Origin of the sequence: Klebsiella sp. CN_Kp066 (genome assembly GCF_040065135.1) — a bacterium.
GTDB classification, from domain to species: domain Bacteria; phylum Pseudomonadota; class Gammaproteobacteria; order Enterobacterales; family Enterobacteriaceae; genus Klebsiella; species Klebsiella oxytoca.
This window is the reverse complement of the sequence record NZ_JBEAIU010000051.1, coordinates 58,144-72,518: the sequence shown is the minus strand read 5'-3', so window position 1 is coordinate 72,518 and position 14,375 is coordinate 58,144. Positions and strand designations below refer to the sequence as shown.

13 protein-coding genes are annotated in these 14,375 nt (G+C 51.1%); 8 read left to right on the top strand and 5 right to left on the bottom strand.

The features are described from left to right. Positions 1-3 precede the first annotated feature (3 nt). On the top strand, positions 4-462 hold the full coding sequence (locus tag ABLV75_RS19985) for a PTS sugar transporter subunit IIA (protein ID WP_004105511.1): 459 nt from the start codon (positions 4-6) through the stop codon (positions 460-462). 56 nt (positions 463-518) lie between these two features. Then, entirely contained in the window at positions 519-1,040 is a 522-nt protein-coding gene (hxlB, locus tag ABLV75_RS19980) for a 6-phospho-3-hexuloisomerase (protein ID WP_064406965.1), read from the top strand. 30 nt (positions 1,041-1,070) lie between these two features. Here hxlB and ABLV75_RS19975 read toward each other — a convergent pair whose 3' ends face one another. Then, a complete protein-coding gene (locus ABLV75_RS19975) occupies positions 1,071-2,036 on the bottom strand; it encodes a sugar-binding domain-containing protein (protein ID WP_004105514.1) in 966 nt (321 codons plus the stop codon). A 610-nt stretch (positions 2,037-2,646) separates the two neighbouring features. Further along, positions 2,647-3,300 carry a LysE family translocator gene (locus ABLV75_RS19970; RefSeq protein ID WP_004105516.1) on the bottom strand — a complete coding sequence of 218 codons (654 nt, stop codon included), beginning with the start codon at positions 3,298-3,300 and terminating at the stop codon, positions 2,647-2,649. Positions 3,301-3,518: 218 nt separating this feature from the next. Between ABLV75_RS19970 and ABLV75_RS19965 the strand changes: the two genes are divergently transcribed. From ABLV75_RS19965 to ABLV75_RS19940, 6 genes are all read left to right on the top strand, one after another. Beyond that, positions 3,519-4,370: an aldo/keto reductase gene (locus ABLV75_RS19965; RefSeq protein ID WP_004105518.1), complete on the top strand. Its 852-nt coding sequence runs from the start codon at positions 3,519-3,521 to the stop codon at positions 4,368-4,370. Positions 4,371-4,396: 26 nt separating this feature from the next. Continuing rightward, positions 4,397-5,386 carry an aldo/keto reductase gene (locus ABLV75_RS19960; protein ID WP_004105520.1) on the top strand — a complete coding sequence of 330 codons (990 nt, stop codon included), beginning with the start codon at positions 4,397-4,399 and terminating at the stop codon, positions 5,384-5,386. A 435-nt stretch (positions 5,387-5,821) separates the two neighbouring features. Beyond that, on the top strand, positions 5,822-8,323 hold the full coding sequence (gene ptsP, locus ABLV75_RS19955; protein WP_004105522.1) for a phosphoenolpyruvate--protein phosphotransferase: 2,502 nt from the start codon (positions 5,822-5,824) through the stop codon (positions 8,321-8,323). Positions 8,324-8,346: 23 nt separating this feature from the next. Further along, entirely contained in the window at positions 8,347-9,366 is a 1,020-nt protein-coding gene (locus tag ABLV75_RS19950) for a fructose-specific PTS transporter subunit EIIC (protein WP_004105524.1), read from the top strand. 1 nt (position 9,367) lies between these two features. Then, entirely contained in the window at positions 9,368-10,222 is an 855-nt protein-coding gene (locus tag ABLV75_RS19945; RefSeq protein ID WP_004105526.1) for an AraC family transcriptional regulator, read from the top strand. Further along, positions 10,219-10,608, top strand: a complete 390-nt coding sequence (locus tag ABLV75_RS19940; RefSeq protein WP_001515329.1) for a fructose PTS transporter subunit IIB — start codon at positions 10,219-10,221, stop codon at positions 10,606-10,608. Before ABLV75_RS19945 ends, ABLV75_RS19940 begins: the two co-directional genes overlap by 4 nt. A 97-nt stretch (positions 10,609-10,705) precedes the next feature. On the opposite strand, the gene ABLV75_RS19935 is transcribed toward ABLV75_RS19940, so the two are convergent. Genes ABLV75_RS19935 through ABLV75_RS19925 form a run of 3 tightly spaced genes read right to left on the bottom strand, consistent with a single transcriptional unit; the run spans position 10,706 to position 14,163 of the window. Beyond that, on the bottom strand, positions 10,706-11,446 hold the full coding sequence (locus tag ABLV75_RS19935) for a phosphatase (protein ID WP_004105529.1): 741 nt from the start codon (positions 11,444-11,446) through the stop codon (positions 10,706-10,708). Between the two features lie 56 nt (positions 11,447-11,502). Then, the gene (tkt, locus tag ABLV75_RS19930) at positions 11,503-13,497 is read right to left on the bottom strand and encodes a transketolase (protein ID WP_004105531.1); all 1,995 of its coding nucleotides are present in this window, start codon (positions 13,495-13,497) and stop codon (positions 11,503-11,505) included. Next, positions 13,498-14,163, bottom strand: a complete 666-nt coding sequence (locus ABLV75_RS19925; RefSeq protein ID WP_024191304.1) for an HAD-IA family hydrolase — start codon at positions 14,161-14,163, stop codon at positions 13,498-13,500. Between the last annotated feature and the right edge of the window lie 212 nt (positions 14,164-14,375).

Here is a 14,375-nt window from a genome sequence, read left to right as displayed (position 1 = left end):
ATAATGAAACTTGAGATTCTGGTAAATGATGTCGAGGGTACGATCGCTGACTGGCATGCGGCAATTGAGTTTGCCGGCCAGAAGCTGTTGGAAAAAGGCTATATCACTCCCGAATATATTCAGGCCTGCCTGGAGCGTGAGAAGACTTATCCAACTGGTTTATTGATGGCGAACGGTCAGGGCATTGCCATCCCGCATGCAGACTATACGCTGGTAAAAACCAACAGCATAAGCATCGTGCGTTTTGATAAAGGAGTCGTGTTTGGTCAGATGGAAGATGCTGACCTCACCGTGGAATGCGGCATTATGTTTAATCTCGCATTCGCCACCAGCGATCAGCATATGTCTGTGCTGCGCCGCCTCTTTACGCTCTTCCAGGATATTTCGTTCATCGAGTCGTGCCGTAACCTTAAAACGCACGAAGTCGGGAAATATGTTGAAGAGATGCTTGTAGCATCCTGATAAACAAAAGGCAGATATCCCCTATCTGCCTTTTTTTTAATAAAAGAATGACCATCATGAAAAAGTACGCCCTCGTTTTAAACGAGTTATCTTCGCTTTTGGATAAAATCGATGAGCAAGAATTTAACACACTGGTTGATTCTATTATCACTGCCGGACATGTATTTCTTGCCGGTGCTGGTCGCTCAGGACAAATGATAAATGCTTTTGCTAACCGACTGATGCACCTTGGTCTGTCCGTCAGCGTGGTAGGAGAAATTAGCTCTCCACATTCTCGCAAAAACGACTTGATGATCGTTGGTTCAGGCTCCGGAGAGACCCAACGCCTGATCAACCAGGTGAAAATAGCAAAGAATAATGGCGTGTATATCGCTCTCATCACTACCGAACCAGATTCAACTTTGGCAACTCTGGCAGATTACATACTCACTATCCCGGCAGGTCACAGCGCCCAACCGATGGGTTCTCTGTTCGAACAGGCTTCCCTACTGACCTATGACACTATTGTGCAGTCATTAATGGCCAATCTTAATGAAACAAGCCAGACGATGAAGGAACGCCACGCCGATATTGAATAATACCGGCGTGGCGTAAAGCGCTAGCGGCTATTAATCCAGCAGTTTGATAGCCGTATCAAAATCAGTGATCAGCACATTCAGAAGGCCTGATTTGAGAGAGGCAACAATGCCTTCATATTTTTCGTCCCCCCCAGCAACCCCAATCAGTTTCTTTGTGGCCCGCAATTGTTCTGTCGTAATGCCGAACCCCAGGCGGTTTAGCGGGCTATCGAGTATTTCCCCTTTACTATTTACCAGGGTTACGCATACATCAGCGGTAATGTCCTGGCTCATTAAAGTCTCACGCCATGCTTCAGGGAATATATCGCACAGACTGGAAGAACCGGTTTTCCAGGCCCCAATGCCCGTAATAACGACATCCATACTTGAGTAAAACTTTTGCGTATCCTGAACAGCCTGATCGTCTGCGAGTTTCTGGGCTAAACTTTCGTCATCCACCCACATAGGGACATACATTGGGTGCGCTCTTCCGTGGGAAATAGCAGCAACTTTGTGAATCAAATCAATGGGCCCCTGACTAAATTCAATGCCTGGATGAACGCCAGAAAGCTGAACCACATCCAGAACAGGTAATGTCGTCAGTTGACTCACCGTGCTTGAGAGTACGCGCCCCCAGGCGAGACCAAACTTCATTCCCTCTTTGAGAATTTCACTCAAGTAGGTCGCCGTTATCCCTCCCAGTTTGACGTTTAATTGTTCCTGCGAAGACCAGGATTCAGAAACAGAGAGCACAACGGCATCCTGCAATCCGTATTTTTTACACAAATTTTGCGCTATTTCCTCGTCCAGAGCCTGCTGTTTAGGAAAAGTAAATTTTACATACTCTTGCGCAATGGCTTCATCAATCAGGCGTGCAACTTTGAAGCGAGACAGACCGAGCTCCTCAGCAATTTCTATTTTTGTCTTCATTTCAGAGAAGTAACGCTTAACAACAAGAGAGTAGATAAAACGAGGATCGTAGTTACGTAGCTTCGGATTTTTGTTCTCTTTTGGCATAGCGGTTATCCATATATAACAAGAGGCATCATAAGTCATTCGAGCGACACGCTCAGATGCAATACTCAAAAGAGTACACTTTTACTCGCTCATCAGATACCTGTACAGGAGTGGATTTTGAATTTTGTGATGTAAAGCGCCCCGCCAAAGTACGAATAGGATCACGGAAAAGACTCAGCGCAAACAATGTAACATGGCTGCCCAAAGCGTTTTTATTGCAAGTTTTTGCTCATGCCAGTTCCTGTTGGGAGAGTTCATTTCGTATAAATCAGCCATTGTTTTGGTCGTCAATTAAACTGGGGGATATTCGCCTTGTGATGCTTAATTCACTCTTTGGCCTGCATCATCAATAACTTTCTTTCCGTCTTTCTGAGCGTAAGCCCCCTTTCTGAGCGTCAGGAAGGAACTCTATAACAACTGTAGAAGGAGGGTATAGGTTGGTTCCTTGGGGATTATCACAACGACAGGACGGGTAATCAGGATCGGACAGAGGCTCAATATAAACGTCAGCTTCATCAAAATTAAAATTGTCTCATGTTGGCGCAAAGCTAATGAGCGTGAATGTCTGCGTTGTGCTGTGAGTTCACTGGGTTGACCGTTGCGGTAAAACTTAACTGGCAGATTTCGATACTACGCCAGACCCACTAAACAACATGCGGATACCGAGGCCTATCATGACAACTCCTGTAAATCGCTCCTGCCATTTGATAAAGCCTGGGTGTTTACCCAGCCAGTTTCCAAATGTTCCTGATGCCATCGCGACTGACCCCAGGGAAACAATTCCTGCCAGCTTTTGGATACTACCCAGAACAAGCAATTGCAGCCAGACAGGACCCGCGGTGGGATCGACAAACTGAGGAAGAAAAGCAAACATGAACAGCAGAGATTTTGGATTAGTCAGGCTGTTCAGAGCGCCTTCCTTTACGGCATTCCAGTCAGAAATTTTTGCCGTTTTTCGCAGCCGCGTATCAGTACCTGAAGTCGCAATCATTTTTATGCCCAGCCACATCAGATAAGCCGCACCAACCCACCTTAGCAGATCCAGCGCAACCGGCCAGGCATGTACAACGGTTACCAGCCCCAGAACAAGAAAAGAAACTTGCACAAATCCTGCTACAAATACATTGCCCACAACCGTAAGCAGCGCGATACGTCTTCCCTGCCCGACTCCTCTGGCGATAGTCAGCATCATGTCTGGCCCCGGAGAAATCTCCAGAAGCGTCAGCGCGAAAAGGAAAGTAATAAACGTTTCGATGGCAGGCATTTTGGTTGAGTCCGGATAAATATTTCTGCTACGTTACCTCAGTCAGCTTCGAGCCGAAAGCGCAATATTCTGCAGCGTCCGCGCATGGCACGCAGCTGAGCGCCTGCCCTTCACAAAATTAATGAACACATCTAATAAGCCCTAGCTAATTACCCCATCTAATCGAATAAATCACTTTACGTTATGCTTTTCCAACACAACAGCTGAAGGATAACGTCATGCCAACTGTAAAACTGAACAATGGTATTGAAATGCCCCTGCTGGGCTTTGGTGTCTTCCAGATGACGGATGCTGCTGAATGCGAAAGAGCCGTTATTGATGCCATCGATACGGGATACCGCCTGATCGATACCGCCGCGTCTTACCAGAATGAAACCCAGGTCGGGAACGCGCTGAAACAGAGCGGTATCGCCCGTAACGAGCTCTTTGTGACGACCAAACTGTGGCTGCAGGATACGAATTACGAAGGCGCTAAAGCCCAGTTCGAACGCTCTCTGAATCGGCTGCAACTTGATTACGTCGACCTGTATCTGATTCACCAGCCTTATGGCGATGTCCATGGGGCATGGCGTGCTATGGAGGAACTGCAGCAGGCAGGCAAAATTCGCGCCATTGGCGTCAGCAACTTCCATCCTGACCGACTGGCCGACCTTATCGCCTTCAACAACGTTTCCCCGGCGGTAAACCAGGTTGAAGTTAACCCCTTCAACCAGCAGCTGCATGCCGTGCCATGGATGCAAAGCCGTGGCATTCAGCCGGAAGCCTGGGCTCCGTTTGCAGAAGGAAAAAATGGTCTGTTTGAGCATCCCATGTTAACGGCGATTGGCCAGAAATACGGTAAAAGCGTGGGCCAGGTTGTGCTGCGTTGGATTTTCCAGCGAGGCATCGTTTCACTGGCGAAGTCGGTGCGCAAAGAACGTATGGCAGAGAACATCAACATTCTCGATTTTGAACTCAGCGCTGAAGATATGCTGCAGATTACCGCTATCGATACCGCCACCAGCGCTTTCTTCTCCCACCGCGATCCTGCCAGAGTTGAATGGTTGGCCAGCCGCAAACTGGACGTTTAAGTCGCGATAAAAGAGGTATTCATTCAATGCAAAAACGTTATCTGGGTCAATCCCGACTCGAAGTCTCCGCGCTTGGGCTCGGTTGCATGGGATTAAGCCACGGCTACGGCCCGGCGACCGATACTCATCAGGCTATCGAGCTCATTCGCGCAGCGGTTGAACGTGGCGTCACCTTCTTCGATACCGCTGAAGTGTATGGCCCCTTCCTTAATGAAGAGGTTGTTGGCGAAGCCTTAAAACCATTTCGTGACCGCGTGGTCATCGCCACTAAGTTTGGTTTTACTTTTGGCGACGACAACAAGCAGCAGATTTTAAACAGCCGTCCAGAGCATATCCGTGAAGCGGTGGAAGGATCATTACGCCGTCTTAAGACTGATGTCATTGACCTGCTATATCAACACCGTGTCGATCCGGATGTACCCATCGAAGATGTTGCGGGTACCGTAAAAGATCTGATCGCTGAAGGCAAAGTTAAACATTTCGGTCTGTCCGAGGCTGGCGCGCTAACCATTCGTCGTGCGCATGCCGTACAACCGGTCACTGCCCTGCAAAGCGAATACTCAATGTGGTGGCGCGAACCGGAGCGGGAGATCCTGCCGTTACTGGAGGAACTGGGCATTGGTTTCGTTCCCTTCAGCCCATTAGGCAAAGGCTTCCTGACGGGATCTATTAAGCCAGGAACAACTTTTGGCATGGATGATTACCGTAGCACTGTGCCGCGTTTCGCCGAGCAGGCGATTGAAGCCAATGAAAAGCTGGTCTCATTGCTGGGTGAACTGGCGGCAGAGAAAGGTGTGACGTCTGCACAAATCGCTCTGGCATGGCTGCTGGCACAAAAGCCGTGGATTGTTCCTATCCCTGGTACAACCAAAATGCACCGGCTGGAGGAAAATCTGGGGGCTGCCGACATCATTCTTTCACAGGATGACTCACTGCAGATAACCCAGGCGCTTGAAACGATTAAAATCGTCGGCGAGCGTTACTCTCCTGAGCATCAGGCTCGCGTGGGCCGTTAATACCCGGACGGGTCCGTGCTCTATTGCGGACCCTTATTTCGTTTGATTAATCAGGCAGATAACTCAGATATTTTTGAATCAGATACATATCTGCTAACGCCATAGTGATAGATGCCGCCGGAGAAGTCGTGAATAGACATGCCGGAAACAGATTATCCTGCCTACCCCCGCACCATTTCATGAACCTGTTTGTATTAGCTTTAAATTTGTGATCCATATTGCAAAAACGGTTCAAAAGCCAGAAAAAAAAAACAAACTAAATCAAACAAGTAATTGAGAATTAATCATTCATAAATATGACAAAAGTCACAAAATCACAATCAGGTTACTATTTTTAAGAAAAGGTCACTTTTTTACTATGTCATCACCGTTGCGAACAGGGAAAGATAGCGAGATCGGCAACACATTGACGCGCGAAGGCATTCAGGAGTCGAGATGGCGGTGGTTATAACCTATGTATGTGAGCTTCACGAAGGTGTTCATGCCCGGCCTGCCGGATACATCGCGCGGCTATGTAATCTGTTCCGGGCAGATATCGACTGGGAAAACACCCGTACGGGACTACTGGCAAATGCGAAAAGCGCCCTCTCGCTGATTGCCAGTGACACGCTGGTAAACGATACATGCCGCATCACCCTTTGCGGAGAGGATGAAACGCAGGCCGCAGTCCAATTGCGCACGCTGCTTTCCGATCTCCCGACTTTTAGCCTTGAACCGGAACCAATAACCACGCAGGGGTATCTGCCCCGCTGCCTGCGCGAGTTGAACCCACAGGTGATTCAGGGAACTCGCATAAATAAAGGCGCAGCCATCGCCAGACCACAGATAATGCAGAGCCTGACTTTCACCGATATTATCGCCCGCAATCCAGGGTATATCGGCAATATTGAAAGTGAAAAAGCCCGCTTTCTTGCCGGGTTAGATTCATTACGCGTAGAGCAAGAAGCCGCCCTCGCAAAAAACCAGGGTATTGAACACGATCTTATTGCGGCACATCTATCTCTGATAACCGACATCGCATTTCAGGATAGTGCGATCGGTTATCTGAATAACAACATGAATGCCTGGTCGGCCATCGCGCAGGCGTCCCTTGACTTTTGCCATCAGCTTGAGCGCTCGCCTAGCCAGTATCTGCAGGAGCGCGCCCTGGATATTCTTGATATTGCGACGCAGCTCATCAGTGCGATCTATGGCGAACAGGCTCTGGCTTACCACCCACCTTTGCTAAATGAACCGACAATTGTTTTCGCCAGTCATCTGACCCCCAACCAGTTTCTGGCGCTAAACCGCAAACACCTTGCAGGTCTGGTGCTCTCCTCTACGGGGAAAACCTCCCATACAGCCATACTGGCTCGTTCGTCAGGTATCCCAACCCTGGCGGATATCGATTTTTCATCGCTGGATTTCGATGTCGATCAGCTGATAATCATTGATGGTGAGCCGGGGATCCTGATTACCCATCCGGATGAGAAAGTTCTGCGCTACTACCGTCATGAAATTGCCGTCCAGCAGGATATGCAGCAGCGGCTGCGGGAAAATGCTTTAGCGCCCGCAAGAACCCGCGATGGGCATCGCGTAGAGGTAGCCGCTAATATTGCAAGCCTGGCCGAAGCGCAGGCGGCCTTTGAAAACGGCGCGGAAAGCATCGGCCTGTTTCGCACCGAGATAACATATATGGGCCGCGATTACCCGCCCTCCTGCGCTGAACTGACAAACCTGTATAAACAGGTTGTTACTCTGGCAGGGGGGAAGCCCGTTATCTTTCGCACCTTCGATATCGGCGGTGATAAACCGGTTGGATACCTAAGCGTCGACAATGAAGAAAACCCGTTTCTTGGTTTCCGGGCAGTGCGTACTTATCCGCAATATCGCGACCTTTTTTCCACCCAACTGAAGGCTATTCTGAGCGCCTCAACATCAGGTAAAGCCAAAATTATGCTGCCGATGATTTCTCGGGTGGAAGAACTTATCTGGTGTCGTGAGGTACTGGAATCGGTTAAACAGGAGATGCGCCACGAGGGTCTGGCATTTGATGAACAGACAGCGCTCGGAATCATGCTGGAAGTACCTTCGGTACTCTTTTCTATGGCAGAGATGGCAGAACATGCGGATTTCTTCAGCGTGGGCAGTAATGACCTGACGCAATACTTTTTCGCCGCAGACCGAGGTAATGCACAGGTAAAAACGCTTTATGACAGTTGCACGCCACCGTTTTTACGCGCCCTGCAATTCGCAGTGAAAGAGGCTCATCGCGCCGGTAAGCCTGTCGGGTTGTGCGGTGAACTCGCTGCTGACGAAACCATTCTCCCACTGCTTATCGGCATTGGCTTTGATGAATTGAGTATGAACTGCACCGCGATTCCGGGGATTAAGCACGCCCTGGGCCAACTCAGTGCCGGAGATTGCCGGTCGCTGACGCAGAATCTTTTGCAAAATCACAACGCACAACAGTTCAAAGCCGCATTACAAAACTCGAGCGTTAGTGCGGCGCAAAAGCCGCTACTGTCGCCGGAGATGGTTTTATGGGGAATTGACGCCGCTGATAAAAACGAGGCTATCAAAATGATGGTTGATAACCTGTGGCTTCAGCAGCGCACCAATACACGTGACAGGCTCTGCAGTGATATCTGGGCTCGCGAAGTGCCTTTTCCTACCGTCGTTGGCTCGGGCTTTGCTATCCCCCATGCCCAAACGGACGCTGTCAGGGATTCCTCCGTCAGTATTGCCACGCTCAGGCAACCTATCGCCTGGGGCGGCGTCATGGTGGATACCCTGTTCATGCTGACGATTAGCAAATCCGCGCAGGATAACGAGCATATGAAGTACTTCTCCAGCCTGGCGCGCATGCTCATGAATGATGAATTTGTCAGCCAGATTAAAGCGGCAAAAAGCCCGGAAGCGCTTTACACGCTGATATCCAGAACTCTGGTCTTCTGAGCAGCAAACGTTACGAGGCTGACATGTTAAAACTATTAAAAAATACTAAACGACATTTTATGACCGGTGTCTCCTACATGATCCCGTTTGTCGTCGCTGGTGGTGTTCTGTTGGCGCTCGCGGTGATGTTTAACGGGGAAGCCGCCGTACCGGACCATGGTTTCCTGAAGGCCATGTCGCAAATTGGTATGGCTGGCTTAACCCTGTTTATCCCCATCCTGTCAGGATTTATCGCGTATTCGATGGTCGATAAACCGGGCATCGCGCCGGGTGCCATCGGCGGCCTGATGGCTTATCAGATGGGCGCCGGATTTTTAGGCGGCATGCTCTCCGGGATTATTGCCGGGCTGGTCGTCTATGTTCTGTTGAACCTGATCGCCCGGCTTAAAATCCCCCACTTCCTGCGCATGGTATTACCGATATTTATTATTCCGCTGATCGGGACCTTCCTCACCGGCATGGCGGTGTATTACATCATTGGCGACCCGATTGCCGGGCTGATGAAGTGGCTTAGCGTCTGGCTTGGCAATATGCAGGGCGCGTCGTTTATTATCCTCGGTACCATCCTGGGCTGCATGATCGCCGTTGACATGGGCGGCCCAATGAATAAAACCGCTTTTTTCTTTGCTGTTGCACTGATCTCAACGAACCCGCAGCTGATGGCGGCAGTCGCTGCCGCCGACTGTACTCCGCCTCTGGGGCTGGCGCTGGCAACCTTTCTGTTTAAAGACATCTTTAATGATGTGGAGCGAGAAGCCGGTAAGCCAGCGATAATTATGGGCTTTATGGGGATAACAGAAGGGGCAATTCCGTTTGCGGCGGCGGATCCGGTACGGGTGATCCCGGCAATTATGCTTGGCAGTGCGGTTGCGGCGATCCTCACACTATGGTTTGGCGCAACCAACGCCGCCCCGTGGGGCGGACTTATCGTATTACCGGTAGTCAGCAACCATTTTGGCTACATCGTTTCGGTGGTCGCCGGGAGCATCACCACCGCCTTTGCGGTGAAAGTCCTGAAGACAGTTATCAAACCTCGGGCATAATATGGCTACATTTATTCAATCTATTCTCAGTGAATTCAGCGCTCAGGGCTCGATAGACAAAGGCGTCATGGTAGCTAACGGCAATACGCAGGCTCCGGCGATGGCCTACCATCTGCACGTTCCGCGCATTGAGTTGACGGTAAAGGGCACACTTCGCATGCTGCTGCCGAAAGGCGTGGACCGCATCGTGAAATATGAACGTCCGGTCGGCACCATCACCTATATCCCCGCCAATAGCTGGAACTCGCCGCTGTGGGAAAGCCCGGTTATTTGCATGTCGATAGTCTTCTGGAAGCAGGACGTCGGTTTCAGCATCAGCAACTGGGATGGCACGCAGTTTAAAGAGGTAGAGAAGTACAATCTGCAAAACTCCAGCAGTACGGTTCGCGATCGGCTTCTCGACCTGGCTGAATCGCTGGCGTGGTCGCAAGATACCACCAGCGAGACCTTTGCCCACTTGGTCTATGCGCTGCTTAACGACCTGCTATATCAAATTACCGATGGCCTGAATAACCAGCGGGCTCCCTTCTCACTGCTGGACGAAATTAAGAGCCATATCGATAGTCACTACCACACGGACATTAGCCGGGAAAGCGTCGCCGAAACGTTTAATATTTCCCCAGGCTATCTGTCGCGTCTGTTTTCGAAGGAGTCAGACGTGAAATTTAACGAATATCTCAAGTTAGCCCGCATTTCACGTTCAAAAACGCTGCTGACCAATACCAATCTGAAAATAAACGAAGTTTCAGAAAAGTGCGGTTTCACAGATACTAACTATTTCTGCAAGGTGTTTCGCGATATCAACGACTGTACGCCGCTTGAATACCGCCGCAAAAATAAAGGAGCAAGATCATGACCACTCGTGCAACAAGAGATGAGATTCAGCCTTTCTCCAGCGAACGTCATCTGCATATTGTGGCGGTGACCGCGTGCGCGACCGGCGTGGCGCATACGTACATGGCCGCAGAGCAGCTGGAAAAACTGGCGAAGCAGTATCACTTTGCGATCAAAATTGAGACTCAGGGCGTACTGGGGCTTAAGAATCCAATTACCGATAAAGATATTTTCGAGTCTGAGCTCACCATCATCGCATCCGATATTACTATCGATAATCCTTCACGCTTTGAGGGTTGCCGTATTCTGAATGTTTGTATTAATTCGCTGTTACTCAAACCAACTGAGGTTATCGCCGCCATTCGTAAGTCTTTAAATCTGCCGCGAGGCAACGTTATTGACCTGTAGGTGGTTTTCCCTGGCTCTAACAGTCCAGTCTCAAAACCGCACAGACACGCCGAACTTCCTCTCCCATTATTGGGAGAGGGTTTAACCCACAAGATTTTTAGCCAGGAAGCGCATAAAGCTCGGCTATCCGCCCCCCGCCGTGCTGTTCCAGAAACGTCAGCACTCGTCGCACAGAGGTATTCAGCACTCTTGATGCTGGAAAATCAGCCTCCACCAGCAGATGCTGACAGGCGCTAAAGTCCCCCAGAGAAAACGCGCTGTGTGAATCGCTACCCAATGAGAGAAGTCCGCCGCTGTCGCGCACGGCTGCTACAATTTTGCGACAGTTCCCCTCACTGCCCTTACGTGAATGGACGAAAGAGGCGTTATTGACCTCCAACGCCACATGACACTCCTTAGCCACGGCCACCACCGCCGGGATATCAATCGGATACTCCGGGTTACCGGGGTGGCTGATAATATGCACCTTACCGCTCGCTATTACTGCAATCAGCGCATCGGTATTGGTGGTAATGTCCGCTGGCGCAAACACCTGCTTATGGAATCCAGCAATCACTAAATCCAGCGACGCACGCATTTTGTCGCTACAGTCGGTCTCACCACCAGGTTTGATATTGGCCTCAATACCGCGCAGGATCCCCACACCATCGACAACGCGCGGCAGCACACGCAAATTATTAAAGTGAAACGGATGCGGCGCATCAACCATTTCCGGGCCATGGTCGGTAATGGCGATCAGGCGAATATGTTTACGCACCGCGGCGGCGATATAGTCATGAACCGTGCTATAGGCGTGGGTGCTGGCCAGGGTATGCATATGAAGGTCAACGGGATACATGTTATCTCTCCCTTTAATGAAAAGCGGCCCCTTAGCATGTAAGGGGCCGTTAAAGGTTAAGCCAGAAGCGCTTTTGCCTGCTGCAACACCACCTCAACGGTAATGCCAAACTCCTGATAAAGCTGTTCCGCCGGGGCGGACTCGCCGTAGGTCTGCATACCGATAATCGCGCCATTCAGCCCGACATATTTAAACCAGTAATCCGCGATCCCCGCTTCCACGGCAATACGCGCAGAAACCGCCTGCGGCAACACCGCTTCACGATACGCCGCATCCTGCTTGTCGAAGACATCGGTGGACGGCATGGAGACCACCCGTGCCTTCACACCTTCAGCCGTCAGTTGCTGCCATGCGGCTACCGCCAGCTCCACCTCCGAGCCGGTCGAGATAAGGATCAGCTGCGGTTGCCCCTCGCAATTCTTCAGAACATAGCCGCCGCGCGCGATATCCTGCACCTGCTGCCAGGTCCGTTCCTGCTGGGTCAGGTTTTGCCGGGAAAAAATGAGCGCAGTCGGACCGTCCTGTCGCTCAACACCATATTTCCACGCCACCGCCGATTCAACCTGATCGCAGGGACGCCAGGTGCTGAGGTTCGGCGTCATGCGTAGTGAGGCAATCTGCTCGACCGGCTGATGGGTCGGGCCATCTTCGCCCAGGCCAATGGAGTCATGGGTATAAACCATCACCTGACGCTGCTTCATCAGCGCCGCCATGCGCACCGCGTTGCGTGCGTATTCGACAAACATCAGGAACGTCGAGGTGTACGGCAGGAAGCCACCGTGCAGCGCAATACCGTTGGCGATAGCGGTCATACCGAACTCACGCACGCCGTAGTGAATGTAGTTCCCGGCGCTGTCTTCGTTAATCGCTTTAGAGCCGGACCACAAGGTCAGGTTCGATGGAGCCAGATCCGCAGATCCGCCGAGGAATTCCGGCAACAGCGGACCAAAGGCTTCAATCGCATTCTGCGACGCTTTACGGCTGGCGATTTTCGCCGGTTTGGCCTGCAATTTTTCAATAAACGCCTGCGCCTTGCTGGCAAAATCTGCAGGCAGTTGCCCATTCACCCGACGGGTAAATTCATCTGCCAGCTCGGGGAACGCTTTCGCGTATGTGGCAAACTGCTGGTTCCACGCAGCCTCCTTAGCCTGCCCTGATTTGCGGGCGTCCCACTGCGAAGCTATCTCAGTGGGGATAACAAACGGTGGATACGGCCAATCCAGCGCTTCACGCGTTGCCGCCACTTCAGCCTCGCCCAGCGGCGCGCCGTGGACATCATGAGTACCCGCTTTATGCGGAGAGCCAAAACCAATCACCGTTTTGCAGATAATTAACGTCGGCATGGTGGTAATCGACTTTGCAACATCAATCGCGGCACGGATGGATTCAGGATCATGCCCATCGACTCCGCGTACCACATGCCAGCCGTAAGCCTCAAAGCGTTTGGCGGTGTCGTCGGTGAACCATCCCTCGACGTGACCATCGATAGAGATGCCGTTATCGTCGTAGAACGCCACCAGCTTACCGAGCTTCAGCGTCCCGGCCAGGGAGCAAACTTCATGAGAAATTCCCTCCATCATGCAACCGTCGCCCATAAAGGTATATGTGAAGTGATCGACAATGTCGTGGCCCGGGCGGTTAAATTGCGCCGCGAGAGTTTTCTCGGCGATAGCCATGCCGACCGCATTGGCTATCCCCTGCCCCAGCGGCCCGGTGGTGGTTTCGATGCCCGCGGTGTAACCCACTTCCGGGTGCCCCGGCGTTTTCGAATGCAGCTGACGGAAGTTTTTCAGCTCATCAATCGGCAAATCGTAGCCGGTAAGGTGCAGCAGGCTGTAGAGCAGCATTGAGCCGTGACCGTTGGAGAGTACAAAACGGTCGCGGTTGGCCCACGCGGGGTTATTCGGGTTATGGTTGAGAAAATCCCGCCACAGGACTTCGGCAATATCCGCCATTCCCATCGGTGCGCCCGGATGACCGGAATTTGCCCGCTGAACGGCATCGACACTCAGCATACGGATGGCATTGGCCAGGGTTTTTCGTGATGACATTTAAAACTCCCTCTGAATCTTAAGTAAAAAATCTGCCTCGCCCTTGCGCGTTACGCGCAGGTCGAGGTAGTTATCAATGGTTTTCCAGGTATCGATATCGTGAACTACAGACTGGCGGGTCAGGACTTCAACCACCACGCACCCTGCCTGGGTGGCAGAAAGCAGACCGGCAGTGGAGTCTTCAAAAGCGAGGCAATTAGCGGGAGAAAGACCGAGTCGGGCTGCACCCGTCAGGAACGGCTCCGGATGCGGCTTGCCATGATGAATATCTTCGCTGGTCACCAGCACCGGCGGAACGGGGAAACCGGCTTGTCGGATCCGTGCTGAGGCAACCTTCAGCGACCCGGAAGTCACAATGGCCCAAGGGACCTGCAACTGCTCAAGCTGGCGGAGAAAATCAACAGCCCCGTTAACCGCAGTGATGCCGTCAGTATTGCTCGCTTCAAACTCTTCCAGCGCGAGAAATTCGTCGATGATGATCTGTTCGCTGGCATCGGGCATAAAGTGGCGCAGCGTACTCAAAGCGGGTTTACCGTGGAGATAATGGCATACCGCCCTCGGATCCAGCTCTTTTGTAGTGGCCCATAAACGCCAGGAGGCCTCAACGAAATCCAGCGAGTTCACCAGCGTCCCGTCTAAATCCAGTAATATTCCACGAAAATGCATCGTAATTACCACAACGAAATAAATAGAGTGTGTATTATTTTGTACTCCATTACCCATGACCATTGAATAGAAAGAAAGTCACTTTAATAGCAATTACGTGACCACTGCTCACCCGTTAATAATAGTACGGCTGCCATCACAATTACTTAAATCATCTCGCAATACACACATCACAGTAATTCTATATAATTTCATGACCTCGATCACAAAAT

What these genes read in the sequence shown, in the direction of transcription:
- ABLV75_RS19985 (WP_004105511.1), top strand. Translation starts at nt 4, where the DNA reads ATGAAACTTGAGATTCTGGTAAATGATGTCGAGGGTACGATCGCTGAC.
- tkt (WP_004105531.1), bottom strand. Translation starts at nt 13,497, where the DNA reads ATGTCATCACGAAAAACCCTGGCCAATGCCATCCGTATGCTGAGTGTC.
- ABLV75_RS19945 (WP_004105526.1), top strand. Translation starts at nt 9,368, where the DNA reads ATGGCTACATTTATTCAATCTATTCTCAGTGAATTCAGCGCTCAGGGC.
- ABLV75_RS19940 (WP_001515329.1), top strand. Translation starts at nt 10,219, where the DNA reads ATGACCACTCGTGCAACAAGAGATGAGATTCAGCCTTTCTCCAGCGAA.
- ABLV75_RS19925 (WP_024191304.1), bottom strand. Translation starts at nt 14,163, where the DNA reads ATGCATTTTCGTGGAATATTACTGGATTTAGACGGGACGCTGGTGAAC.
- ABLV75_RS19950 (WP_004105524.1), top strand. Translation starts at nt 8,347, where the DNA reads ATGTTAAAACTATTAAAAAATACTAAACGACATTTTATGACCGGTGTC.
- ABLV75_RS19970 (WP_004105516.1), bottom strand. Translation starts at nt 3,300, where the DNA reads ATGCCTGCCATCGAAACGTTTATTACTTTCCTTTTCGCGCTGACGCTT.
- ptsP (WP_004105522.1), top strand. Translation starts at nt 5,822, where the DNA reads ATGGCGGTGGTTATAACCTATGTATGTGAGCTTCACGAAGGTGTTCAT.
- ABLV75_RS19965 (WP_004105518.1), top strand. Translation starts at nt 3,519, where the DNA reads ATGCCAACTGTAAAACTGAACAATGGTATTGAAATGCCCCTGCTGGGC.
- ABLV75_RS19960 (WP_004105520.1), top strand. Translation starts at nt 4,397, where the DNA reads ATGCAAAAACGTTATCTGGGTCAATCCCGACTCGAAGTCTCCGCGCTT.
- ABLV75_RS19975 (WP_004105514.1), bottom strand. Translation starts at nt 2,036, where the DNA reads ATGCCAAAAGAGAACAAAAATCCGAAGCTACGTAACTACGATCCTCGT.
- ABLV75_RS19935 (WP_004105529.1), bottom strand. Translation starts at nt 11,446, where the DNA reads ATGTATCCCGTTGACCTTCATATGCATACCCTGGCCAGCACCCACGCC.
- hxlB (WP_064406965.1), top strand. Translation starts at nt 519, where the DNA reads ATGAAAAAGTACGCCCTCGTTTTAAACGAGTTATCTTCGCTTTTGGAT.